The sequence below is a fragment of the Pseudoalteromonas prydzensis genome, from assembly GCF_011050055.1.
Classification (GTDB): domain Bacteria; phylum Pseudomonadota; class Gammaproteobacteria; order Enterobacterales; family Alteromonadaceae; genus Pseudoalteromonas; species Pseudoalteromonas prydzensis_A.
On record NZ_DRGM01000012.1, the window covers coordinates 49,096 to 74,560 of the forward strand.

Sequence of the window (25,465 nt, forward strand, 5' to 3'; positions counted from 1 at the left end):
TAATAACTATTGACGATTGTTTTACTTTCTACTAACTTAATGTAAGCGGTTACATAAATAAAGTCGGGTTCGGCGATTTTTTTTACAATTAAATGTAAGCGCTTACATTAGACGACAAACACAACAATAAAATCAAATCTGGAGATTTGCATGAACCACACACATTTCAAGAAAAAGCAGCTTGCTATTAGTCTGTCCATGGCTATGGGTTTAAGTGTGCTAATTCCTCATTCCGCCGTCGCCGAAGAAGAGCCCGCTGCAAAAACAGATATAGAAGTTATTCAAGTGTCAGGTATTCGCGGCAGCTTAGTTAAGTCTATGGATATTAAACGCCAATCTGCTGGCGTTGTAGACGCTATCACCTCTGAAGATATCGGCAAGTTCCCTGATACTAACCTTGCTGAATCGCTGCAACGGATCACTGGTGTATCAATTGACCGCAGCAACGGTGAAGGCAGTAAAATCACCGTACGTGGTTTTGGCCCTGAGTTTAACTTAGTGACGCTAAATGGTCGCCAAATGCCAACCACCGGTGGCCGCTCATTTGACTTTGCCGACATCGCCACCGAAAGTGTTAGCGGTGTTGAAGTTTATAAAACAGCCCGCGCTGACATTCCAAGTGGTGGCATTGGCGCAACCGTTAATATCAGTACCGCTAAACCTTTATCGAACCCAGGTTTACATGCCTCAGTAGGTGCAAAAGCCGTACATGACACCTCAAATGAAACTGGTAAAGATGTTACTCCCGAATATTCAGGTATTTACAGCAACACATTTAATGACGACAAATTCGGTATTTTAATTTCAGGCTCTGTGCAAGAGCGTGACAACCGCGAGCAATCAATGGCGGTTGATAACTGGATCCCAAATGTTGATATTTCAACATCACCGAATTTATCAGTAACCGATAACAACCAACGTGCAGACGGCACTACGTGGTATCCGCAAAATGCTGGTTATGCATTTTCAGATAACACCCGTAAACGTACCAATGGCCAACTGGTACTACAATATGCACCATCTGAAAAACTGACCGCAACACTTGATTACACGTATTCAAAACTTGAGTTTGAAAAAGACGGCCGTAGTTTTGGTGTATGGTTTAACAACGGTGGTAACGTAAATTCAGCTAACATCAATGAAAATGGTACCTACACACAAGTAAGCGAGTTTGGTGGGGATTACTCAACTAACTTAAACCGTGGTGCCACCACCAACGAAAATAAATCACTGGGTTTAAACCTTGATTGGCAAGTAACTGACAACTTCAACATTGAGTTTGATGCCCATAATTCATCGGCAGAAAGTGCCGGTGCTGGCATTGGCCACGATGCATTTATGATCATTGGTAACACCTCATGTGGTTCGTGTGCTAACCCAACCGTGAATATTGATGAAAAAATGGCTGACTTTAGTCAAGGTGAAATTCCGTTGATCGGCATGACTTTAACCAATGGCCAAGCAGAGTTAATGCCAAGCGATATGGGCTCCTTATTTGCCGGTGTTAATAAAGACTCCAATACCAATGACATTGATCAATATCAGCTTAAAAGCACTTGGTATAACGAAAACAGCAGTGCGCTTTCAAGCATCAACTTTGGTGTATCACACACAAAGATTGATTTTCGAACTACACAAACTTATTCAGAGCAGCTAGCTGCAGGTTGGTGGTTAAACTCTGCGGATTGGTACGACGATAGCTTGTTTACTCGTGTTGACAGCTCAGGCTTACTCGATGGTTTTTCAGGTGGTGGTAACGACAAACTACTTAACTACTATTACGATGCCGATTTTGATGAAATTGTGGCAATCGCAGAAAGCATTGATTGTGACCACCCTGATGGTGGTATTGGTGCCTGTAGCTGGCCAGCCGAGTTAAATGGCAAGGTGCAAGCAGGCCCTATCGACAACGACCAACGTGTGAGTGAAAAAACGCTCTCATTCTACACGCAAGCTAATTTTGAAACCGAATTTAACAACATGTACGTCACCATGGCGGTTGGCTTACGTTATGAAAAAACTGACGTTAGCTCTGATAGCTCAGAGCAGCCTGCTAATAGTATGGTCTGGATAAACGGTAACGAGTGGTCTTATGACTTTGGTGATACAATTTTCTCTGAAGGTACAGGTAGCACCAGTGAGTTTTTACCAAACTTAGATATTAATGTTGAAGTTGCCCAAGATGTAATGGCGCGTTTCTCTTATAGCCGTACACTGGCACGCCCTCCAGTAGGTTCATTACGTTCCACCACCTCATTTTTAGGTAACCCTAAGGTGGGTCAACGTAAAGTAGCTGTAGGTAACCCAAACCTAAAACCATTTGTATCTGATAACATTGATTTATCACTTGAATATTACTACGGCGAAGGCAGCTATATGTCGGCGGGTTATTACCGTAAACAAGTTGAAAACTTTATTGTTAATGTCACAACTCAAGAAACCATGGGTGATATTCGTGACCCATTTGTCGGTGAGCGCGCAGAACAAGCTCGCGAAGATTTAGCAGCCGAAGGTGTCACCCCTTCTGATCAAGCAATTCATGACAAGATCAATGAAAACCAAGGCACAGCACAAGGTACCGGCATCACAGGCGCAGCAACGGATCCATTAACTATCTTTGATGTTGCCCGCGATACCAACGTTGAGACAGGTAACTTATGGGGCTGGGAGCTTGCTGCTCAGCACATGTTTGGCGACACTGGATTTGGTGTCGTTGCAAACGCCACCTTCGTATTTGGTGATGTTGAAGCAGATCGTGATGCTGTTGGTTTCCAATTTGCACTACCGGGGTTAAGTGACTCAGCTAACCTCTCGGCAATTTATGATTTAAACGGTTTATCAGCGCGTCTATCGTATAACTGGCGTGATGAGTTCTTAAATGGCTTTGATCAACATTCATCGCCTATCTTTACTGAATCTTATGGTCAGTGGGATATTAACGTGAACTACGCAGTAAACGAGCAGCTAACTGTGTTTGTTGAAGGCTTAAACTTAACAGACGAAACACAACGTACTTATGTTCGTTACTCTGAGCAGTTATTACGTGCTAATCAGTACGGTGCCCGTTACAACATTGGTTTCCGCTACGCTTTCTAATATTTTGTTGTCAAAAAGCCGCTGCAAAGCGGCTTTTTTTTGCTACGCTATTTATACCCTCATTATGACAAGGGTATATCACTTAATTTGGTAATTATTAATGGCAATATCCGCGATAAATCATATTATTATAATTGGCGGCGGCAGTGCTGGCTGGCTTAGCGCTGGACTTATAGCCGCTCAAGGGCATCTGACTCACAACGCTAAAGTTACCCTTATTGAATCGCCTGAGGTGGCCACTTTAGGTGTTGGTGAAGGTACTTGGCCGACCATGCGGAAAACTTTAAAAACCATTGGTATTAGTGAAACACAATTCATTCGTGAATGTGATGCATCGTTTAAACAAGGTTCTCGTTTTGATGGCTGGTGCGATGATAAAAGCAATGACGACAGTAACGACTACTACTACCACCCGTTTAGCTTGCCCGTTGCTTATCAAAGCCTAAATATAGCGCCTTATTGGTTTGCCCAACATGAAGCGGTTAGCTTTAGTCATGCAGTTGCCAGCCAAACTTACTTTTGCGATCACCACAAAGCCCCAAAAACACATTTGCACAGCGACTATCAAGCACAGGCAAACTATGGCTATCATTTAGATGCTGGAAAATTTGCGCAACTATTAATGCGCCACTGCGTTGCTAAGCTCAATGTCAATCATCTGCTCAGTCATGTTGATGAGGTGATCAACGATGACGATGGTTATATAAGTGGGGTAAAAACCCGTGATCACGGCCTGATCACTGGCGACTTATTTATTGATTGCTCAGGCCATCATGGCCGCTTAATTGATAAGCACTATCAGGTACCACTAGAATCGCAACAACATATTCTATTTAATAACCGCGCAGTGGCTGTGCAAGTCCCCTACCCTAACAGTGAACAAGAGCTCCTTTCTTACACTAAAGCAACGGCGCAAGATACTGGCTGGATTTGGGATATCGGCTTACAAACTCGCCGAGGTGTTGGTATGGTGTATTCAAGTGCATATGAATCTAGCCAAGGCGCGAAAGATAAGCTGATAAGTTATTTAAAAGCCACACAAAGTGAGCTCGATATTAACAAGTTAACCATCCGCGAATTGAGCTTTCAACCAGGCTATCGAACACAGTTTTGGCATAAAAACTGTATCGCAATTGGTATGTCAGCAGGCTTTATCGAACCACTGGAAGCCTCAGCTTTGGTGATGGTGGAACTGGGCTTAAACACGCTACTGGCAAACTTTCCAACTCACCGCAAGGCCATGCCTCAGCTCAGTAAACGCTTTGATCAACAATGCCACTATCGGTGGCAGCGTATCATTGAGTTTTTAAAACTGCACTATGTGTTATCAAAGCGTAGTAGCGACTATTGGCAAGCACATAGAGATAGCAACACAATACCGCAAACCCTGCTTGATAACCTTGCGCTATGGCAATACCAAAGTCCTTGGCTGAATGATTTTGACCGTGCCCAAGAAGTGTTTTCAGCGGCTAGTTATCAGTTTGTTTTATACGGTATGAAGCACTTACCGGCATTTCCCAAAATGAACATGCCCGCAAGTATCATTGAGCATTTTAGCAATAATCAGCAAGCTGCAAAGCAAGGGTTAGCCAACTTACCCACTAACCGCCAGTTACTGGAGCATATTAAAAACTTTGGTTTACAGCCTATTTAACTTAACAGGTTTAAGTTAACCAATTGAATTAACCTTATTTAAAATCAGGAGGCCACATGGCCAACCATGTTTTACTTGATAATATTAGTCATAAAGAATTAAAAGTGATCACCGAACGTGGCGCAAAATGGGGCGATAACATCAGCTGCACAGCTATTTACCCGAGTGAATTCACTAAAGTACAAGCTAATCAACCCATTGTATTTCGTAAGCACCCACAGTCAGGGCAGTTTGAAGCATTAGCCTTATTTGGCTTTGAAAATAGCGAAAACCTACTACTCGATACACAAGGCAACTTAGCACTGAATTACTTACCACTGAGCATGCAGCGCCAACCTTTTTTAATCGGCCAGCAAACACAGTATAACCAAGGCATACCTGAGCAATCGTTAGTGGTGCATGTAGATTTAGACAGCCCACGTATTAATACAACAGAAGGGGAAGCTGTGTTTTTAGAACACGGTGGCAATAGCGACTACTTAAGCCATATTGCCCAAGTACTGAATACCCTGCATCTTGAAAATCAAGCCCTCCCCGCTTTTTTTGAACAACTCCTTGAGCTTAATTTAATTGAAGCATTTACAATTGAATACCAACAAAAAAATGCTGATAAAGTCACTGTCGGCGGTTTTTATACTATCAATCAACAAACCTTAAATACCCTCACCAGCGAGCAACTACAAGCCTTACAGCACAGTGGTTATTTGCAGGCTATTTATATGGCGATTGCATCGCTTGAGCAGATCCCAACCTTACTTAATAAAAAATGGGCGCAGCAGTAATGCCAAGCGCAGCTCAACAAATAAAGCAGCAAGTCAGGCACTGCCATATTGATGACATCGACGACTTGCCGAGCTTTTTAGCCGAGCAAACAACCCCTGTTGTGATCAAAGATGTTTGCGCGCACTGGCCTATGGTTGAGCAAGCCAAACAAAGCGATCAACAAGCACTGAGTTATTTAAAAAGCCTTGCTAGCGACTCACCTGTACGGGCATTTTCAGCCCCAGCCAAAGAGCGTGGCCGTTATTTTTACAATGCCCAAATGAACGGCTTTAATTTTAGCCAATATGCGAGCAATTTAGTTGCATTACTTGGCCAATTAGCACAAGCGAAGACGATAGCCGAACCAGACTCTTATTATATGGGCTCTACAGCGAGTGATTATTGTGCGCCGCAGTTTAATGTCAGTAACCCGTTACAGGTCACGTCGCATCACTGTTTAAAGAGCTTGTGGGTGGGTAATCACAGCCAAATTGCCGCCCATTATGATAATGCCGACAACCTTGCCTGTGTGGCAGCAGGCAGCCGTGAATTTATATTATTCCCGCCAGAGCAAGTAGATAACTTATATATTGGCCCGCTGGAATTTACCCCAGCAGGACAAGCCGTTAGCTTAGTTGATTTTGCTGCCCCTGATTTTAACCGTTTCCCCCGCTTTGAACAGGCGCTAAACAGCGCGCTGATCGCCAAGTTAGCGCCCGGTGATGGCATATTTATTCCTGCACTTTGGTGGCATCAGGTGAGCGCACCAGGGGCATTTAATGTACTGGTTAACTATTGGTGGCGCCAAGCAGCTGATCATTTAGCCAATCCATTTGATGCACTACTGCACAGTATGCTGGCAATTAAAGACTTACCCACAAGCCATAAAGCTCACTGGCAGACTTTCTTTAATCATTATGTATTTAATGACGATGTTAAGCTTGGTGAACACACACCTGATGATGTAAAAGGCATTCTTGGGGAAGTGGATGAACTGACTGCACGAAAAATTCGCCAGCTATTACTACAAAAATTAAATCGCTAATACTGGGTGGTTTGGCTATATATAAATGATAAGATGAGTCTTAAGCCTGCGATTACAACGAGTTCGGCGATGTAACCGCAGGCTTAAGACCCAAATAACTTAAAGTCGTTTACCTATGATCTGCTTAGCAGAGTCTTGATAGGTGGCGCAGCCTTTGCCGGTTTCAGGGTTAGCACTACACTCAAATACTCGCACGTAATCCACCAGCATCTGTTTTGGGAAGCCACTTTCATCCACGCCTTTTTCATTCACGTTAGCAGGCCAATTACCGCCAACCGCAAAGTTCAACAGCATATGAAAGCGTTTATCAAAAGGTGCAAAACCTGAGTTTTCCACTAACGTACCATCAGCTTGCTCACTAACTGAATACCACTGCTCACTTTTAAAGGTAGCAAAATGAATATCATCCACATACCAGCGCATTTCATCTTGCTGCCACTCAAGAGCATAAACATGAAAGGTATCGGCAGGATTTTGATCGCCAGCAAAGGTATACGCTGTACCACTGTAAACATTGCTCGGTGCTGGACCGCCATAATGCAAAGTACCATGTACACGACTCTCGAGTGTGCCTGCTGGCGCGGTTTTATCGTCTGTTGGCACTTTAAGATTAACCGCTTCCATAATGTCTATTTCGCCAGACGAGGCCCAACGGCCATATTGCCAATCAGTAGGCAGCATCCAAATTGCCGGCCAAGCCCCTTGCCCAGCGGGTAATTTGGCGCGTATTTCAAAGCGGCCATATTGCCAATCGCCTAAACCTTTACTGCGTAAACGTGCCGAGGTAAACGGTTGGGTTTGGGTGATTGCTCGCTCAGCATCGCTACTAACTTCATCGCGATTATGCTTAGCTCCTGTGTACTGCTCTTTACGAGCAATAATATGCAGCAGACCTTGATCGACAAAGCTATTTTCTGCACGGGCGGTATAACATTGTTTTTCGTCATTGCCACCACCACGGCAATTCACTTCATGCTGCCATTTTTGCGAATCAATTTGTGAGCCATTAAATTCATCTTGCCAAACCAGCTGCCAACCATCACCTAAACTGGCAGTTACAGGCTCAGTTTGCACTACCTGTTGGCAGGCGCTAAGTGCGCCTACCAATAATAATAGTGTTGGAGTTTTTATTGACATAGGATAGCCGACTCCTGTGTATGTTTGCTACTCACTGTTAATTTCGCAATTGATAGCTGCCAATCACCTTGGGTACTTAATTGCCACGGTGAAAACACCTGACCAAGGTTGACGTTTTGCTCTGCAAAACAGGCTAGATCAATATTCACTGTTTGCCACTGTGCATCATTATTTAGTCGCTCAGTGATATCTAACTTACCTTGGCAATCATCGCCACATTGCATGCCTAACCACAGTGGGCTGGTGCCTGCTTTATCAACTTTGATCTGCATCTGTAGCTGCCCTTGTTTTTCAACAAACGAACGTAAGTCAGACGGAAATGCAGCCATTAACCGCACTGCAGCAAGCTGTTCTCCAGTAAAGGTGATAGCACGCGCATCTTCTTGCACGTCTTTGTCAAAGGTTTTCACACTGACAGCCCCCACAGCTGCTCGGCTGCTTACCATAGTTTTTTGCTGCTCACCACTTTGCAGCTGCAAGCTCCACGGCGCTTTTACAGCACGTTCAAATAACACTAAGTCTTCAAGTTGCTCGGTTACTTGGCTTTGCTCTGCTAAGTCATCACCTAGCGTATTTTTATCTGCGTACGTTAAACCAAAACCGTATGGCAGCAATGGCGCGTAATCAGTGTCCCCTCGATTTGCATTGTCGATTGGGTTGTTTGGCCACGAGAATGATAACTTACCTTTAAAGTCATGATTCACAGAGCCATCAGCATTGGCAAATAACACATCGCTCAGGGCATCCCCTTCACTACCAGGCAGCCAAGTAGCAACAAAAGCATCACTGGCATTTAATTCCGCGTTCACCCACATCGGGCGGCCACTAATAAACAGTGATACAACAGGAATACCGGCCTTTTTGAACTTACCTAATAAGGCTAAATCGGTTTTATTACCACGTTGATATTCAAGGTTATCTAAGTCACCGTTGCCTTCTGCGTAGGGTTGCTCACCAAACACCACGATTGCAACATCTGGACGAGTATTGAACTGCCCATTTAAGTCATACTGAACTTGCCCGCCTGCTTGCTTAACGGTGCGTTCAATACCATCCAAAATCGAGGTACCACCTGGGAAATCGCTATTTTCGTTGCCTGTACCTTGCCATGTGATACTCCAGCCACCAGACTGCATACCAATGTTATCGGCACCTAAACCTGCCACAAGCACATTTGCTTTAGGTGAAAGTGGTAATAGCTGTTGTTTATTTTTAAGTAATACTAGTGACTCACGAACTGCTTGCTTTGCTATAGCACGATGTTCCGCGCTACCAATTACTTCTGTTTTACCCGAAAGTGGACGCTGTGCAGGGCTTGGTTTATCAAATAAACCCGCGCGCATTTTCACGCGTAAAATACGGGTCACGGCATCATCAATTCGGCTTTGTGCAATTTCGCCACTTTTAACTTGAGCAATTAAATTTTCGTAAAGTGGTTTCCATGCATCGGTTGGCACCATGTACACATCTAACCCAGCGTTCGCTGCTTGTGCACAATTACCATTAGTACAACCATCTATTTGCCCATGGCCGTTCCAGTCGCCAACTACAAAACCATCAAAGCCCATTTTGTCTTTGAGGACATCGGTCAATAAGTATTTACTGCCGTGAATTTTTTCACCATGCCAACTATTAAATGAGGCCATAACCGTTTGTGCACCGGCACCTAAGCCACCTACATAACCTTGCGCATGAATGTCGAACAACTCTTGCTCTGATGAGATGTTGTCGCCTTGATCATCACCGCCTTGCGTACCACCATCACCTAAAAAGTGTTTAACCGTACTAATAACGCGTTTATCAGATAAAAAGTCTTGATCAACCGCGCCTTGCAGGCCTTTTACGATTGCTGCTGAATAATCACGCACAATTTCAGGGTCTTCTGAATAACCTTCGTAAGTGCGACCCCAACGGTCGTCACGTACCACTGCAACTGTAGGTGCAAATACCCAGTCAATGCCTGTTACCATCACTTCTTGCGCGGTTGCTGCGGCTATTTTTTCAATCAGTGCTGGGTTATTGGTGGCGCCTAAACCAATGTTATGCGGGAATAAAGTAGCGCCAATCACATTGTTATGACCATGTACCGCATCGGTTCCCCACATAGTTGGAATATTAATACCATCAAGGGAATCATCCACTGATGCTTGATACATCTTCTCAGCAAGCGCTATCCAATCAGCTGCGGTTGCATGTTTATCATTATTAGGAAACGCCCCGCCACCATTTAAATAAGAGCCAAAACCATATTTACGCATATCTTCGACTGTTATATCGCGAATTTCAGGCTGGATCATTTGCGCAATTTTTTGCTCAAGCGTCATACTATTTAACAGTTTAGCAATTGCCGCTTCCATGTTGGCATCATCTTTAATACCAGTTGCTATTTTTGGCCAAATTTCATTATCAACTACTTTACTTGTTTGCATTTGTTCAGGCCCAGTGCAGCCGTTCATCGCGATGGCCGCCATCATTAGCGCAGTAAGTGTGAATGGTTTTTTTAATGTCATGTTTTTGCACCTAATTATTAATGACGAGTAAACGATACTTTTGAGCCAAACAGCGCAAAGTAAGTGATATATAAATAACAGCCTATTGGTAACATCAGTGCTAACTGCACACCAATACTATCAGCAAGCACACCTTGTAGTAGTGGAATAATCGCACCACCAACAATCGCTAAACAAAGGATACCTGAGCCTTGTGAGGTGTATTTACCTAGCCCTTGCAACGCTAAACTGAAAATAGTTGGGAACATAATTGAATTACACAGACCAACCAGTAAAAGCGCCCACATGGCAAATCCACCTTGTCCAGTCATCGCCATAATAATCAGCACAATGGCAAGTAAGCCATGACAGGCAAGCACTTTACCGGCATCAAATTTTTGCATCACAACGGCGCCAATAAAGCGGCCTATCATAGCACCGGCAAAGTAGTAACTAATATAATGAGCGGCTTGCTGCTCCGTTAAACTGCTAATATGATCAAGCGTTAAAAAGCCAACTAAGAAGCTACCAATAGCAACCTCAGCACCCACGTAGACAAAGATGCCTAAGGCACCAAAAAGTAAATGACGGTACTGCCACACACTGCCTAAATCAACAAATCCCTCAACCTGTTGATTTTGAGCCTCAGAATCACTCTCTTTACCTAGTTTAGGCAATTTTAAAAATGCAAAAATAACCGCAAGCACTAATAAACTGGCTGAAAGCATTAAGTAAGGAAACTTCACTTGCTCTGCAGTTGCTTGGCTCACTTCAGTTAAAATTAACCAACCACCAAAAATGGGCGCTATGGTAGTACCTAGTGAATTGAATGCTTGAGTCATGGTTAAGCGTGATGAAGCTGTTTTAGGTGAGCCAAGTACACTCACATACGGGTTTGCTGACACTTGTAAAATAGTAATACCAGACGCTAATACAAACAACGCCAGTAAAAACAGTTCATAAACATGGGCAACCGCTGCGGGGTAAAACAACGCGCAACCAATAGCGGCCACCACAAGACCAATAACAATGCCGTATTGATAGCCAATCTTGGCAACTAATTTGCCTGCGGGGATCGACATAACAAAATAAGCGCCAAAAAAGCAGAACTGCACTAGCATTGCTTGAGTATAGTTTAGCGAAAACATGCCTTTTAGATACGGGATCAAAATATCATTTAAGCAGGTAATAAATCCCCACATAAAAAATAATGTGGTCAACGACGTTAAAGCAAAGGTGTGCTTGCTCATAGGTTGCTGGCTATGTTCGTTCTCTGCCAAAGTGTGTGTGACATGTGCCATATTAAAATCTCTAATTATTTTTAATTATCAGTTCATTACAACTACAACTGGGCTTTTTTATGCAAATTATAAAAGCAAATAATAGTTGCAACATTAAATGTAAGCGCTTACATTTATAACATATAAATCGAATTTAGCAATTTATTTACAAAAAACCTGTAAGCGCTTACATTGAGCAGCTATGCTGTCTACAAAATAAATATTAAGCGATTGCTACTACTGAAAGTTAAAAGGTGCACCTTGAGCGAATTTAAAACTATATCACTGCCATCTAATTCACCAATGCTAACGCCGCAATTTGTATTTGGCGTAGCAACTGCTTCATTTCAAATTGAAGGGGCACGTGATACCCGCCTACCTTGTATTTGGGATACCTTTTGCACACAACCTAATGCTATTGCTGATAATAGCCATGGCGACATTGCTTGCGATCATGTCAATTTATGGCAACAAGATATTGAAATGATCGCAAACTTAGCCGTGGACGCATACCGACTATCTATTTCATGGCCGCGCGCACTGCATCAAGATGGCACACTGAATGAACAAGGGATTGGCTTCTATCGTGATTTATTAATTGCCTTAAAAGCACGTAATATTAAAACTTATGTAACACTCTATCACTGGGATCTACCACAATATTTGGAAGATCAAGGTGGCTGGCAAAACCGTGACACCGCTTATGCTTTTGCAGCTTATGCTGATGTGGTTAGTAAAGAACTTGCAGGATTGGTTGATTCGTATGCCACCCTAAATGAACCATTTTGTAGCGCTTACTTAGGTTACGAAATAGGTGTGCATGCACCGGGAATAAAAAGTCAACAAGCAGGCCGTCAAGCTGCCCACCATTTACTGCTAGCCCATGGCCTTGCGATGCAAGTATTACGGCACAACTGCCCTACTACTGAAGCCGGGATTGTACTTAATTTTAGCCCTAGCTACCCACTTACCGCTGCGGATAAAACAGCTGCAATGCTTGCCGATCAATACCATAATCAGTGGTACATCAAAGCCATATTAGAAGGGCAATACCCTGACTTGCTCAGCCAACTAAACGAAAATGTACAACCTGTGATTGCCCCAGGTGACATGGCGATAATTAGTCAACCAATTGATTTTATGGGTGTTAATTACTATACCCGCATTCACTATCGCAGTACTGAAGATAACTGGTTTGCCGAAGCGAGCATTGCTAATGTGCCAGTCACTGATATGGGTTGGGAAGTATACCCACAAGGCTTAACAGAGTTATTAGTTTCATTAAATGAGCAATACCAGTTACCTAAAGTGTATGTAACCGAAAATGGCGCGGCCATGGCTGATCACTTACACGAAGGGCAAGTAGCTGACTTAGAAAGAGTTAGTTACTATCATACGCACCTTAATGCCGTCCATGACGCCATACTTCAAGGAGTTGATATCCAAGGGTATTTTGCATGGAGTTTAATGGACAATTTTGAGTGGGCGTACGGCTACGAAAAACGTTTTGGCTTGGTTTATATTGACTATGCAAATCAACAACGGATACTTAAAGAAAGCGCTAAACAATATCGCAACTTACTGCAACAACGTAAAAAATAATAATAATATTGAGTGCCAATTATGCTAACTAAAAAAGAAAAAATAGCCTATGGCTTAGGTGATACTGCCAGTAACATCATTTTTCAAACCGTAATGCTATTTTTGACTTTTTTCTATACTGATATTTTTGGCATATCGCCTGCAATCGTCGGCACTTTATTTTTAGTGGTGCGCATCATTGATGCAATCACCGACCCATTAATGGGCGCACTCACCGATGCAACACGCACTAAATACGGCAACTATCGCCCTTATTTGTTGTGGCTGGCAATCCCATTTGGGGTGATCAGTATAATTACCTTTACCACACCTGATCTCAGCCCAACCGGCAAGGTGATTTATGCATTTGTCACTTACACTTTGCTTATGTTGGTCTACACCGCCATTAATATTCCCTACTCAGCCCTCGGTGGTGTACTCAGCCGTGATCCGAGTGAACGCGTCTCCATTCAATCTTATCGCTTCGTATTTGGTATGCTCGGTGGCTTACTCGTCAGTGCTTGCACATTGCCATTAGTAAGCTGGTTTGGTAAAGGCGATAATGCTCTTGGCTATCAGCTTACTATGATACTGATGAGCTGTTTCGGTGTGATATTATTTTTGATCTGCTTTCGCTTTACTAAAGAACGCGTAGTTGCACCACAGCAACAAACCCTTAGCCTCAAAGCACAAATGGCAACGTTGTGGCAAAACGGTCCTTTTAAAATACTCTGCGGTGCTGCCATTATGCTGCTCACGAGTATGGTGCTGCGTACGACTTTAGCAATTTATTACGTAAAATATGTCCTTGGCGAAGGCGACTTAGTTACGCAATTTGTTACCTTGGGAATGATCGGTAACATTCTCGGCTGTGCTTGCGCGCAACCATTAAGTAAACGCGTTGATAAAAAAACCGCTTATATTTATCTACAATATATTTCCGCTGCGATTAGCTGTATTGCCTTTTGGTTACCTGGCGAGCAATTAGTGCTCGCGTTTGCAGTGTACTTTTTGTGGTGTTTTTTCACCCAGATGGCGACTCCACTATTATGGGCAAAAATGGCTGATGCTATCGATTATGGGCAATGGCAAAATGGCCACCGACTAACTGGCTTGGTCTATGCAAGCGTGGTGTTCTTTATTAAACTGGGCCTTGCACTGGGCGGAGCTATTGCTGGTTGGTTACTCGCTTACTATGGCTATCAAGCTAACACTGAGCTTAATGAAGCAACCAAAACCGGCATTTTAACCTCGTTTACTCTTTACCCTGCTATTGGCAGCGTACTTGTCGCTTTGATCATGACAAGGTATATTCTTGATAATAAAACTTTAAAGCAAATAAATGACGATTTAGCAGCTAACAGTCAAAAGGAATAACATGGCCACCATCTATGAGGTGTCAAAACTTGCCGGAGTGTCATTAGCAACCGTCTCAAGAGTGATGAATAATAATGCTAATGTCAGCGATATAACCCGCGAAAAAGTAACTCGCGCAATGACTGAGCTCGGCTATAGGCCAAACTCTATTGCTCAATCGTTAGCGTCAAATTGCTCAAATAGCGTAGGATTACTTGTTTCCGAGCTTCACGGCCCTTTTTATGGCCCAATGATGAGTGGTATCGAGACCGCTTTTCGTAAGCAAGGTAAACATGTGATCATCGCCGCAGGTCACAGTGATGAAGAACGAGAACAACAAGCGATCGAGTTTTTAATTAGCCGTAATTGTGATGGTTTAATTTTGCATGTTGAGGCCATCAGTGATGACTACCTAATAGAGCTCAGCAAAGGGAAAACCCCTTTTGTGCTAATCAATCGCTATATTGCCGAATTATCATCACGTTGTATTATTTTAGATAACGTGAAAGGTGGCTACTTAGCCGCTAAATATGTCTTAGAGCAAGGCCATACCAAGATTGCCTATATCAGTGGCCCACTGTGGAAAAAAGATGCTCAAGATCGCTTAACAGGCCACAAGCAGGCCCTTGCAGAGTATAACCTGAACTTTAATGAGCAATTACTGTATCAAGGTGATTTTATGGAAGATAGCGGCGCAGTAGGCTTCCAGCATCTATATAACAATCAGCAACAATTTACTGCGCTGATCTGTGCCAATGATGAAATGGCCACTGGGGCGATGGCAACAGCAAGAGAGTGTAAGATTAAGTTGCCCGAACAATTATCGATTATGGGCTACGATAATGTATTTTTTACTCGCCATGTTTACCCACCACTGAGCACCATAAATTACCCTATCAATGAAATGGGCCGCATGGCTGCCGATTGGGTATTGAGTAACGTTTATCAAAAAACCACGCCGCCATTACAAACGTTATTTGAACCGGAACTTATCATACGCCAATCAGTGCTTGCTAACCCCCAATAAGCTGGGTTAGCAATGCAAGATTAATTGGTTTTAATAAAACATGATCAATATTAAGTTGCTCTAGTTGCAGCGGCTCTGGTTGCATACCACTGACAATAACACGCGATAACTGAGGGTAATGCTGTTTGATATAGGCAGCTAACTCCAAGCCACTGCCATCAGGTAAATGCATATCTAACAAAACCTTATCAAAATGACTATCTGTTTTTAAGATAGCAACACAGTGCTCATAGCTAGTAGCGATACAGGTTTGCACACCTAAACTTTCAAGTAATAATTGGGTTATTTGCGCCGTATCGGCGTCATCTTCAACCAGTAAAAAGCGCATTTTATTTTGCGTAGCATCGACTGCTGGTATTACCTCAGCGGTATTTGGGGTGTTATTAGCTAAGTAAGTCTGTAAGCACAAATACAACAAGCTGGCATCGACTGGCTTACCTATGACCTCATTAAAACCCAGTGCAGTAAGCTCGCTATGGATGCCCTTCATTGTTGCAGCGGTAAGCGCAATAATAGCACCTTTAAATCCAGCTTTTCTCAGTTCAATAGCGGTTTCTTTACCACCCATCACTGGCATATGGATATCTAAATACACAATATCGTATGGATTGCCTTGCTGCTGCGCATTAGCTACTTTATCAAGTGCTTGCTTGCCGTGCTCGGCGTAATCTACTTTCGCTCCTGCGGACGAAATCATATGCCCGACGAGCACCCGCAAATCACGTAAATCATCAACCACTAACACTCGACCGCTGACCTTACACGGTGCCGTTTTTTGTTGCATATTAGGGGTGAGATCAAGCTTTAGTACATGCCGCTCAACCGCTTGAATGTTGCCAGGATACAAAGAGATAGTGAATTCAGAGCCCTTGCCTATTGCAGACTCTAAAGCAATACCACCTCGCATGCGGCTCAATAATTCTGAACAAATCGCAAGCCCTAAACCAGCACCACCAACAGAGCGCGATTCGACATCAGCTATTTGTTCAAACGGTTTAAATATCAAGGCTTGTTTTTCTGGCGCTATGCCCATCCCCGAGTCTTTAATGCTAAAAAACAGCATTTCGGTGTCATCAACCACTTTTGTCCACGCGCGAACAATGATCTCACCTTGCTCGGTAAATTTAATGGCATTGTTGATTATATTAATTAAAATTTGTCGAAACCGCGTGGCGTCAATGTTCACCACTAACGGTAAGGGTTGTAACGACTCAAAGCGCAGTGATAAACCTTTATCAAGTGCAGAAACTCGCATCAGGGTAAACACATCGGCCATAAGGCTATCAAGATTAACATCGCTGCAACTGAGCTCTAATTTATCAGCGGCAATTTTCGAAAGGTCGAGCACGTCATTTAACAAGCTTAATAAGTGTTTACCATTGCGGTAAATAACCCCGAGTTCATTACTAGCATGTTCATTAAAGTCACTTTGCATCAGCAGTTCGGTATAGCCTAAGATGGAGGATAAAGGCGTGCGTAATTCATGACTCAAATGGGCTAAAAAGCGGTCTTTAGAGCGATTTTCCGCTTCCGCTTTCAAGCGCTCAATGCGCTCATCTTCGATGTCTCTGCGTGCTAATGCATAACGAATTGAGCGCGCAAAACGGCTACTGCTCATTTCGTTTTTAACTAAATAATCAACGGCCCCAGCATCCAGTGCAGCCGAATCAAGCTCATCATCCGATTGCCCAGTGAGCATAATAATTGGCCCAGTGAAGCCATTTTCGACCGCCTGCTTTAATACCGTGAGGCCATCCGACGCGCCTAACCGGTAATCAAGCAGGCAAATATCATGTCGGTTTTGACTTAACAGCTGCACTGCTTGCTTGGGATCACTGATCCACTCTATATCAAATGTATGGGAACTCAGCTGCTCTAGATAATCACAGGTTAAAATATAATCATCTTCATCGTCTTCAACAAGTAACAGCTTAGTTGCCTTATCTAACATAGCGTCTCCAGTTTTTTATTTAGTCATTAAACGTACTAGGTAACTCTACAAACTCCACCCAGTACTTACCTAACGTTTTCATTAGTTCTACCAAACCATCAAAGGTAACTGGTTTAGTAATGTATGAAGCCGCGCCTAGATCGTAACCCTTAACCATGTCTTCTTCTTGCTTAGAAGTGGTTAAAATAACAACTGGAATACCTTTTAAGTTTGGATTGCCTTTAATCGCTTGCAACGCTTCACGGCCGTCCATGCGTGGCATATTCAAATCCAATAAAATCAACCCAGGTCGTGGTGATGAGTTTTTGTCTTCAAACTTACCTTTGCGCTCTAGGTACTCCAAAAGCTCCACACCATCTTCAACAAAGTATAACTCGTTTAGTACGCGGCTTTCGGCTAGTGCGTCTTGCGTTAATAAACGATCATCTTCATCGTCATCAGCCATTAAAATGGTGATTGGCTTTACTTTAGAAAATGGCATTTAAGCCTCTCCTTGCAATGTGAAAAGTTCGCTTTCCACAGGTAGTTTTATGATGAAGGTTGCCCCTTCACCGGTGTCACTTTGCGCCGCTATCGTACCGCCGTGACGCTCTACAATACGACGACACACGGATAAACCAATCCCCGTGCCTTTATATTGCGAACGCCCATGCAGACGTTGAAACGGAACAAAAATTTTATCGGTATATTCTGGTGCAAAACCAATACCGTTATCTTTCACTGTAATGATTTGCCATTCCAGCTCAGTATTATAATCATCATTAAATTCAGTATGATGCTGATACTCGATAGTGATAATTGGTGCCACATCTGGACGTCTAAATTTCACCGCATTTGAAATCAAATTCAAAAATAGCTGCTGCATTTGGCTCAGATCTGCTTGTATTATTGGCATTTCGCCCACCTTGACCTGCGCATTTGACTCTTTAATCGCAATTTCTAAATCGCTTAGTACATCATCAAGGACTTGCTTTAAATCAGTATCGGCAAAGTCTTTACCACGCGTGGTCACTCGTGAAAACTCTAACAAGTCATTAATTAAGTTAGACATCCGTTGCGCTGCATTTTTCATCCGCGCGATGTAATCAATGCCTTTTTCACCCAGCTCATCTTTAAACATGGTTTCTAAGCGATCACTAAAAGCCTGAATTTTACGCAGTGGCTCTTGTAAATCATGACTTGCTACAAAGGCAAACTCTTCAAGCTCACGGTTAGAGCGGCTCAATTCATCAGAGTATAAGGTCAACTCCTGAGTACGCTCAGTCACTTTACTAGCAAGTGTTTCGTTTTGATATTCAAGTTCCTGCTGATATTTTGCCGCTGTATGTAAGTTAATACGCGTGAGCATAAACATACCAAGGATAAATAACGCACTGGTCACGGCAGTAATTGCAAAAGTGAGTTTGGCTTCTTTTTTAATTTGCCCTAACTTTCGAAACTGCACAGCTTTAAAAGCAGACTCAGCATCTTGAATTTCATCAGCGAGCTCTCTAATTTCTTCATAAAGCTTACGACCTTGATGCGTCTCTAGTAAGTAATGAGCACGGCGTTCTTTATCTGCTAACGCTAAATCAACGGTTCTGGTTAATACCGCCACTTTATCATCAACCAAAAATAGTAAACGTGCTACTTTCTCTGCTTGGCCTACAATCTCAGTACGTAAATTTCTAACCAGTGTAGCTTGTGAATTGAGCTGCATAATAGCGTCGTTGTAAGGTGCTAAATAATCTTTATCGCCCGTTAATAAGTAACCACGTTGTCCTGATTCTGCCTGCACAATAGAAAGATGCAGCTTCTCAATTGCGGTGTTTAACATATTAGTATCATCTAAACGCTGTTGGGTTTGCGTCAGGCTTTGAATGGTATTCATTGCCAAAATCGCATTCCCCACCACAATACAAAGCAGCACTGCGATAAAACTGGCCCAGGTTACCTTGACCTTACCTTGTTGCTTTTGCTGCTTCATTTATAATCCTTTTATATTATTCAACGACGCCGAGATGCGATATTTGTTCCAAACTGTCACTACATTGTTGGCAATTACTAATTATTTTATCCAATGCCGCTAACGCTTTATCTTTCGGCATATCGTTTTCAATTACCAATTTAATTAGTTCTGCATTCATTGAGATTCGGTTTAGCGGTGCTCGTGCATCATGAACGAGTTTATTTAACGGTTCGTTATTACTCATACTTTTCCTTATTTAGCTATATTCACCAATGCCGCCATATGCATTTAAGCGGTTGTATAAGGTTTTTGTACTTATTCCCAGCATTTGCGCCGCAAGGGTTTTATTACCTTGTACTTTATCTAAAGTGGCGTGGATCAGTTCTTTTTCAACTTCTTCAATAGTTTGCCCGGCACTAACTTGGCTTACTTGCGCGCGTTTATTAACCCGAGAAAACGGCGATTCCAAACTATCCGGTAAACTAATAGCCTTACCCGTTGGCTCGCTCATAATAAAAGCACGATGAATTGCATGGCGAAGTTCTCGCACATTGCCTGGCCAATCATAACTTTCAAGCAGTTTTAATTGACTGGCTTGCCACTGAAAATCAGTATCGTTTTCCTCATTTAACTGCTCTAAAAATGCGTTAGCGAGTAAACTTATGTCTGCTTTACGCTCGCGAAGTGGCGGAATATCAATAGGAAATACCGCTAAACGAAAGTAGATATCTTCACGAATAATATTATTTTGCGCTAAGTCTTGCAGTGAGCGGTTGGTCGCAGAAATGACCCGACAATCAACAGCGCTTTCTTTACTGCCTCCGACTCGGGTTACTTTTTTAGTTTCCAGCACGCGCAGTAAATTAGGCTGCATATCAATTGGCATTTCGGTTACTTCATCTAAAAATAACGTGCCACCCGTTGCTTGCTCAAATACACCATCTTTACGCGCGATAGCGCCAGTAAACGCGCCTTTTTCATGACCGAATAATTCACTGCCGATCAGCTCTTTTGAAAGTGATCCACAGTTGGTAGCAACTAATGGGCCTGCACACGCGCTGGCGTTATGAATAGCCTGCGCCACCACTTCTTTACCCGCACCACTTTCACCCATTAACATTACATTGGCATTGGTGTTAGCGACGCGCTCAATCATGGTATACAGCTGCTGCATTTGCGGCGATTCGCCTATTAAAGTGCCAAAATGCTTTTTAATACTCGGTGCTGATTTTTTCTTAACCGCTGCTTTTTTGGGATTTAAAACGCGTTCAATGTCTTCGCGTTGCAAAGGTTTAACTAAATGGCCAACATTTGGCTCACACATTTCAGCCAATTTACCTTTGACTGAAGGATGACCTGAAATAAGGGTAATTTTAGGTTTTTGGCCAATGCTTTTAAGGTGTTCAACTAAATGCAAACCGCTGCCGTCTGGCAACATAAAATCTAGGAAAACGTGGTCAAAACGATTATTAACAAACCACTGCTCAGCCTCTGCTAAATTAGCTGCAGTATTAATGTTATGTCCTAAAAACTCTACTATATGACAAACGACATCACTAAACTCGCTATCATCATCAACTAACAGTATGTTTAACATGATAAATCCCTATGCTTGTTATCATTGCCCAGCCTAACATATTAACTGCCTTATTCTACAAAATCGATGCTTAACTGGAAATTTACGCCGCCTAAATAGATTTAGATCTTTTTTGAGATATAATTTTTAAATTAAATTTTAAGGAACATTCTGATGCGCTTACTTAAGAGCACCGTTCATCCCAGTGTGAGTGCCAGCGAACCACGCCAATTTACTCGCCTAACGAGCCGTGCTATTGCCTTAAAAGGCAGTGATATTTTACTTATGTACACCGCCCGCTATGAAGATTACAGCCTACCAGGGGGTGGCGTTGATGAAGGTGAAGCGATAGAGCAAGGACTAATCCGCGAGCTACAAGAAGAAACCGGCGCGCAAAACATCAAAGTACTCGGTGAGTTTGGGCTTTATGAAGAATATCGCCCTTGGTATAAAGATGATTATACCGTGATCCATATAAAGTCTTACTGCTATTTTTGCAGCATCGATGAACAATTAGGCCAAGCGCAATTAGAACATTACGAACAACAAAATGGCATGGTTGCTAAATGGGTGAACATTCATGATGCCATTGCTCATAACGAGCGAACGCTGGCAACCAGTGATAAACAAGGGCTATCTATCATTCGCGAAACCTATTTATTAAAACAAATAGCCCGTTATATCGCTTAATCCCATTGTGTCATTAATAAGGCTGACAGTGCAGCGGCATTAATATTTTCTCTAACAATGTATTTTTGCCCGCACCATAACGGCGAAAAATCACTTTTGCCTTGTGCTTCAGATTTAGCACGCAATGCACTTAGCGCAATACTAGCAAATGGAAATGCAGGCGCTTGCTGTGGCATAGTGCCAAGCTCGTGCATAACGCGGTTTTCAATCCCTCGAGCCGCGCGTCCAGAAAAAACCGTTGTCAGCGCCGTGCTGTTCGCTGGCTGCTGTAAAATAGCATCACGGTGCAGCGCTGACGTTGTTGCCTCTTGGCACAGTAAATAAGCACTGCCTACTTGTACCATTGCAGCGCCTAATGATTGCATTTTTTTTGCATCCTCGGCAGTGGCAATGCCGCCTGCGGCAATAACAGCAACATTAAGCTCAGCCACACATTGCTCAACCAATACCGCCGTTGGCTGCTGCAAACTTAAGTCCATTGATAAAAAGTGCCCTCGATGGCCGCCCGCCTCTAAACCCTGTGCTATAACGGCATCGGCTCCGTTAGCTGCCAACCACTTGGCTTCTTCAACAGTGGTAGCAGTGGATATCACTTTGCCGCCCCAGCTTTTAATTTGCTGTACTATGGCAGGCTCGGGCAAGCCAAAATGAAAGCTCACAACGGGCGGTTTAAAAGGCGCAATAAGTGCTACAGTGTCTGCATCGATTGGCTGACGCGAAGCCGTCATTGTTAGCTTTGCTTGATCAATATTAAATTCAGCAAAATAAGGAGCAAGTAACTGGTGCCAATCCTGTTTTTGTACATTGCTATAACTGGCTGGTGTATGGCAAAAAAAGTTAAGGTTATAGGGATTACTGGTCGCTTGAGTTAGTTTATCAAGCTCGCTAACTAACTGTTCTTTAGAGAGCATCGCACAGGGTAATGATCCTAAACCACCGGCATTACTCACAGCAGCAGCCAAACGAAAGTCTTGTACACCCGCCATCGGCGCTTGAATAAGCGCTAAATGCGTATTAAAAAAAGATAACGCCACAACATACTCCTTGTAACTTTTTCAGTCACCTGCACTTTTTACCGACATAAAACTAAATGCTAACTGAAAATAATAAAAGAATGAACCAATAAAAATAAAAAGACCAATAATTACAGTGGATTAAGAATATAAAACACATTAATACAGAGTTGGTGTTAGCTTTGCACACTCCCTACATACTATTTGTAAGGAGATTATGATGACTAATACAGTAACAACGATCAATCCAAGCACTGAACAACCCATTGCAGAATATACACTGCTTACTTTAGCACAAGCAAAAACCGAGGTAGACAAATGTCAGCAAGCATATTTAGATTGGCGCCATATTTCACTCACTGATCGTGCCAAGTATTTAAACCAGCTAGCCTATCTGTTTGAACAACACAAAAAGTCACTTGCCACACTCATGACTAATGAAATGGGTAAGTTGTATCAGCAAGGTTTGCAAGAGGTCAAGCTCTGTGCAGCAATTTGCCATTACACCGCCGAGCACGGTCAAGCTCAATTGACTGATGAAGAGCGGCCAATGGAGAATGGTCACGCCATCATTAGCTACCAGCCAACGGGGGTTTTATTAGGCATTCAACCTTGGAACTTTCCACTTTATCAAGTTGTACGTTACGCCGTTACCAATATCATGGCAGGCAACACCACAGTACTAAAACACGCTAGTAACGTTTTTGGTATGGCTGAAAAGATCGAAGCATTATTTATTGAAGCAGGTTTTCCAAGCCATGTATTTAAAAACTTATTAATCGATGGCAAAACTGCCAGCGAGCTAATCAGCCACAACGCTATTCGTGGAGTAACATTTACAGGCAGTGATGACACAGGTAAAAAAGTGGCCGAACAAGCAGCTAAACAGGTTAAAAAAACCGTACTAGAACTTGGCAGTAACGATGCCTACTTGGTACTTGATGATGCGGATTTAGCACTGGCAATTAAAACCTGTGTGCAAGGTCGCATGGTTAATAACGGACAAACCTGCGTAGCAGCAAAACGTTTTGTGGTAGTAGCAGCCTTATACGATGAGTTTAAAAAAGGCATAGTAGAGCAATTTAACGCCTTAAGAATTGGCGATCCTATGGATGAAAACACCGATCTTGGTCCAATGGCACGCGAGGATTTAAGAGACAAAATTCATAAACAAGTGATGCAATCAGTTGAGGCTGGTGCGTCAATTGTGACTGGTGGCGAAATTCCTAAGCAAACAGGCTTTTACTATCCAGCTACCTTGCTTGAGAATTTATCGTCGGGCATGCCCGCATACGATGATGAGTTATTTGGTCCTGTGGCTTCACTTATCAAAGCAAAAGATAACGAAGATGCTATGCGCATTGCCAATGACTCACGCTATGGTTTAGGCGGCGGTATTTTTTCTAAAGATGAAAAGAAAGCTATTGAGCTGGCAAAAAAACACTTTGATACTGGTATGGTAAATATTAATGGCTATGGGCTTGCTCAACCAAACCTACCATTTGGCGGGGTGAAAGACAGCGGCTATGGCCGAGAGCATGGCGGTTTTGGCATTCGTGAATTTGTCAATATTAAAACCATTATGGTCAATCGCTAATAAAAGGGGCTGAACGCCCCTTAAGCTTTGATTTATTCTGAAAAGGTGGGCACTTGTCTTTTAGAATGCGCTGGCATTTGTAACTCATCAACCGCTTGTTGAACATCCATCTCGTCGTCAAGTTGTTGATTTTCATTTTGCGGCCTATGTACCAACTCAGTTAATAACGCAAAGTGATCAGAGCCATATTTCTCTAAGCGCTTTATGTGTTTCACGGTAAAACCGTGACTGTGGAATAAATGATCCAGTGGCCAACGCATAAAAAAGTAGCCAGCATGAAAAGTATTAAAAAAGCCACGGCCTTTGCGAGGGTCTAAAAAGCCGCTAATTTTCATAAATAAACGCGTGCTTCGCGACCAAGCTACATCATTCAGATCGCCTGCCACTATGGTGGGTCGTTTATTATTTTTTAATGCTTTAGCAAGTATAATTAATTCGGTATCTCGCGGTCTAGAAGTATCTTCTTCTGTAGGGCTCGGTGGCGCAGGGTGAATAAAGTGCCCTTGCATTTCAATACCGTCGGCGGTTTCGAATAAAATATGGATGGAAGGAATATCGTCTTCTACCAGCTCGCAAACTTGCTGTTGTTTAATTTTATACTTGCTGTACAAATGCATGCCATAGCGGTTGTCTTTGGGGCAATAAACACGATGCGGGTAAGCGTCTTCTAAACAACTTAGCTGCTGTTGCCAATTTAGGTCAGTTTCTAAGGTGATCAGTAAGTCAGGTTGGTGCTTTTTAACCAAATCGATCAGCATCTTGCATTTGCCATTCGACATCAATACATTAGCCGACATAATACGAATACTGTGTGGTGTATCATCTAAACATGACGCAACTTCTTTACTAGCAAGCCAAGTGTAAGGATAAATCCACATACCTTGAATTGCTAAGATAACAACAGCCATAACAAGCGCCAATATACTCAGCACAGATGGCTCGTATGATACCCCGTAAATCGCCATCAGTAAGCCACACAGCGCAACATAAAATACTTGTAAACGGATAAAATCACAGCTACGGATCAGGTAGTGTTGGCTATAAGACAGAGGTAACAAGGTGGCAACTAATAACACACTCAATACACATACCAACACTGTTAACATTTATTAATCCTTTATTTATAGCGGCTTAAAATCGATAATATTTCTCTAATATCATGCACCATATGAATGACAGTGTCATCCACTTCTATGGTTATGCGGCCATCTCGATCAACTGGCTTTAAAATCTTACCATGGCGATAAATATCACGGTCTAATA

The 25,465-nt window shown here is 42.8% G+C and carries 19 protein-coding genes; 9 read left to right on the plus strand and 10 right to left on the minus strand.

All coding sequences use genetic code 11. From position 1 onward, the window contains the following. Positions 1–150: 150 nt before the first annotated feature. From ENH88_RS00990 to ENH88_RS01005, 4 genes are all read left to right on the plus strand, one after another. The gene (locus tag ENH88_RS00990; RefSeq protein ID WP_304178520.1) at positions 151–3,096 is read left to right on the plus strand and encodes a TonB-dependent receptor; all 2,946 of its coding nucleotides are present in this window, start codon (positions 151–153) and stop codon (positions 3,094–3,096) included. Between the two features lie 100 nt (positions 3,097–3,196). Further along, positions 3,197–4,750, plus strand: a complete 1,554-nt coding sequence (locus tag ENH88_RS00995) for a tryptophan halogenase family protein (protein ID WP_304178523.1) — start codon at positions 3,197–3,199, stop codon at positions 4,748–4,750. Between the two features lie 56 nt (positions 4,751–4,806). Then, the gene (locus tag ENH88_RS01000; protein WP_304178525.1) at positions 4,807–5,532 is read left to right on the plus strand and encodes a SapC family protein; all 726 of its coding nucleotides are present in this window, start codon (positions 4,807–4,809) and stop codon (positions 5,530–5,532) included. After that, complete coding sequence (locus ENH88_RS01005) at positions 5,532–6,557, plus strand: cupin-like domain-containing protein (RefSeq protein ID WP_304178527.1); 1,026 nt, start codon at positions 5,532–5,534, stop codon at positions 6,555–6,557. The genes ENH88_RS01000 and ENH88_RS01005 overlap by 1 nt, the downstream gene beginning before the upstream one ends. A gap of 99 nt (positions 6,558–6,656) precedes the next feature. Here ENH88_RS01005 and ENH88_RS01010 read toward each other — a convergent pair whose 3' ends face one another. The 3 genes from ENH88_RS01010 to ENH88_RS01020 are packed head-to-tail and all read right to left on the minus strand — an operon-like array spanning position 6,657 to position 11,484. Next, on the minus strand, positions 6,657–7,694 hold the full coding sequence (locus ENH88_RS01010; protein WP_304178529.1) for a glycoside hydrolase family 16 protein: 1,038 nt from the start codon (positions 7,692–7,694) through the stop codon (positions 6,657–6,659). After that, positions 7,685–10,204: a glycoside hydrolase family 3 protein gene (locus ENH88_RS01015; RefSeq protein WP_304178531.1), complete on the minus strand. Its 2,520-nt coding sequence runs from the start codon at positions 10,202–10,204 to the stop codon at positions 7,685–7,687. Before ENH88_RS01015 ends, ENH88_RS01010 begins: the two co-directional genes overlap by 10 nt. Before the next feature lie 17 nt (positions 10,205–10,221). Continuing rightward, on the minus strand, positions 10,222–11,484 hold the full coding sequence (locus ENH88_RS01020; RefSeq protein WP_304178534.1) for a sugar MFS transporter: 1,263 nt from the start codon (positions 11,482–11,484) through the stop codon (positions 10,222–10,224). Between the two features lie 282 nt (positions 11,485–11,766). Here ENH88_RS01020 and ENH88_RS01025 point away from each other — a divergent pair, with 282 nt between their 5' ends. The 3 genes from ENH88_RS01025 to ENH88_RS01035 are packed head-to-tail and all read left to right on the plus strand — an operon-like array spanning position 11,767 to position 15,427. After that, positions 11,767–13,065: a GH1 family beta-glucosidase gene (locus tag ENH88_RS01025; protein WP_304178558.1), complete on the plus strand. Its 1,299-nt coding sequence runs from the start codon at positions 11,767–11,769 to the stop codon at positions 13,063–13,065. A gap of 21 nt (positions 13,066–13,086) precedes the next feature. Next, positions 13,087–14,421 (plus strand): glycoside-pentoside-hexuronide (GPH):cation symporter, encoded by a 1,335-nt coding sequence (locus ENH88_RS01030; RefSeq protein ID WP_304178536.1) that lies wholly within the window; start codon positions 13,087–13,089, stop codon positions 14,419–14,421. A 1-nt stretch (position 14,422) separates the two neighbouring features. Further along, on the plus strand, positions 14,423–15,427 hold the full coding sequence (locus ENH88_RS01035; protein WP_304178538.1) for a LacI family DNA-binding transcriptional regulator: 1,005 nt from the start codon (positions 14,423–14,425) through the stop codon (positions 15,425–15,427). Here the strand turns inward: ENH88_RS01035 and ENH88_RS01040 are convergent. From ENH88_RS01040 to ENH88_RS01060, 5 genes are read right to left on the minus strand one after another with little or no spacing between them, the layout of a single operon-like run. After that, positions 15,414–17,378 carry a response regulator gene (locus ENH88_RS01040; protein ID WP_304178539.1) on the minus strand — a complete coding sequence of 655 codons (1,965 nt, stop codon included), beginning with the start codon at positions 17,376–17,378 and terminating at the stop codon, positions 15,414–15,416. The genes ENH88_RS01035 and ENH88_RS01040 overlap by 14 nt on opposite strands. 19 nt (positions 17,379–17,397) lie before the next feature. Beyond that, a complete protein-coding gene (locus ENH88_RS01045) occupies positions 17,398–17,859 on the minus strand; it encodes a response regulator (protein WP_304178541.1) in 462 nt (153 codons plus the stop codon). Continuing rightward, complete coding sequence (locus ENH88_RS01050) at positions 17,860–19,344, minus strand: sensor histidine kinase (RefSeq protein WP_304178544.1); 1,485 nt, start codon at positions 19,342–19,344, stop codon at positions 17,860–17,862. Between the two features lie 16 nt (positions 19,345–19,360). Further along, positions 19,361–19,570, minus strand: coding sequence for a histidine kinase (locus ENH88_RS01055; RefSeq protein WP_304178546.1), 210 nt, complete (start codon positions 19,568–19,570; stop codon positions 19,361–19,363). Positions 19,571–19,582: 12 nt separating this feature from the next. Beyond that, complete coding sequence (locus tag ENH88_RS01060) at positions 19,583–20,923, minus strand: sigma-54-dependent transcriptional regulator (RefSeq protein ID WP_304178547.1); 1,341 nt, start codon at positions 20,921–20,923, stop codon at positions 19,583–19,585. Between the two features lie 153 nt (positions 20,924–21,076). On the opposite strand from ENH88_RS01060, the gene ENH88_RS01065 reads away from it, so the two are divergent. After that, positions 21,077–21,592 (plus strand): NUDIX hydrolase, encoded by a 516-nt coding sequence (locus ENH88_RS01065; RefSeq protein ID WP_304178548.1) that lies wholly within the window; start codon positions 21,077–21,079, stop codon positions 21,590–21,592. Here ENH88_RS01065 and ENH88_RS01070 read toward each other — a convergent pair. Next, a complete protein-coding gene (locus tag ENH88_RS01070) occupies positions 21,589–22,626 on the minus strand; it encodes an NAD(P)H-dependent flavin oxidoreductase (RefSeq protein WP_304178550.1) in 1,038 nt (345 codons plus the stop codon). The genes ENH88_RS01065 and ENH88_RS01070 overlap by 4 nt on opposite strands. Positions 22,627–22,825: 199 nt before the next feature. Between ENH88_RS01070 and ENH88_RS01075 the strand changes: the two genes are divergently transcribed. Beyond that, entirely contained in the window at positions 22,826–24,202 is a 1,377-nt protein-coding gene (locus ENH88_RS01075) for an NAD-dependent succinate-semialdehyde dehydrogenase (RefSeq protein ID WP_304178560.1), read from the plus strand. 32 nt (positions 24,203–24,234) lie between these two features. Here ENH88_RS01075 and ENH88_RS01080 read toward each other — a convergent pair whose 3' ends face one another. Next, positions 24,235–25,308 (minus strand): endonuclease/exonuclease/phosphatase family protein, encoded by a 1,074-nt coding sequence (locus ENH88_RS01080; protein ID WP_304178555.1) that lies wholly within the window; start codon positions 25,306–25,308, stop codon positions 24,235–24,237. Between the last annotated feature and the right edge of the window lie 157 nt (positions 25,309–25,465).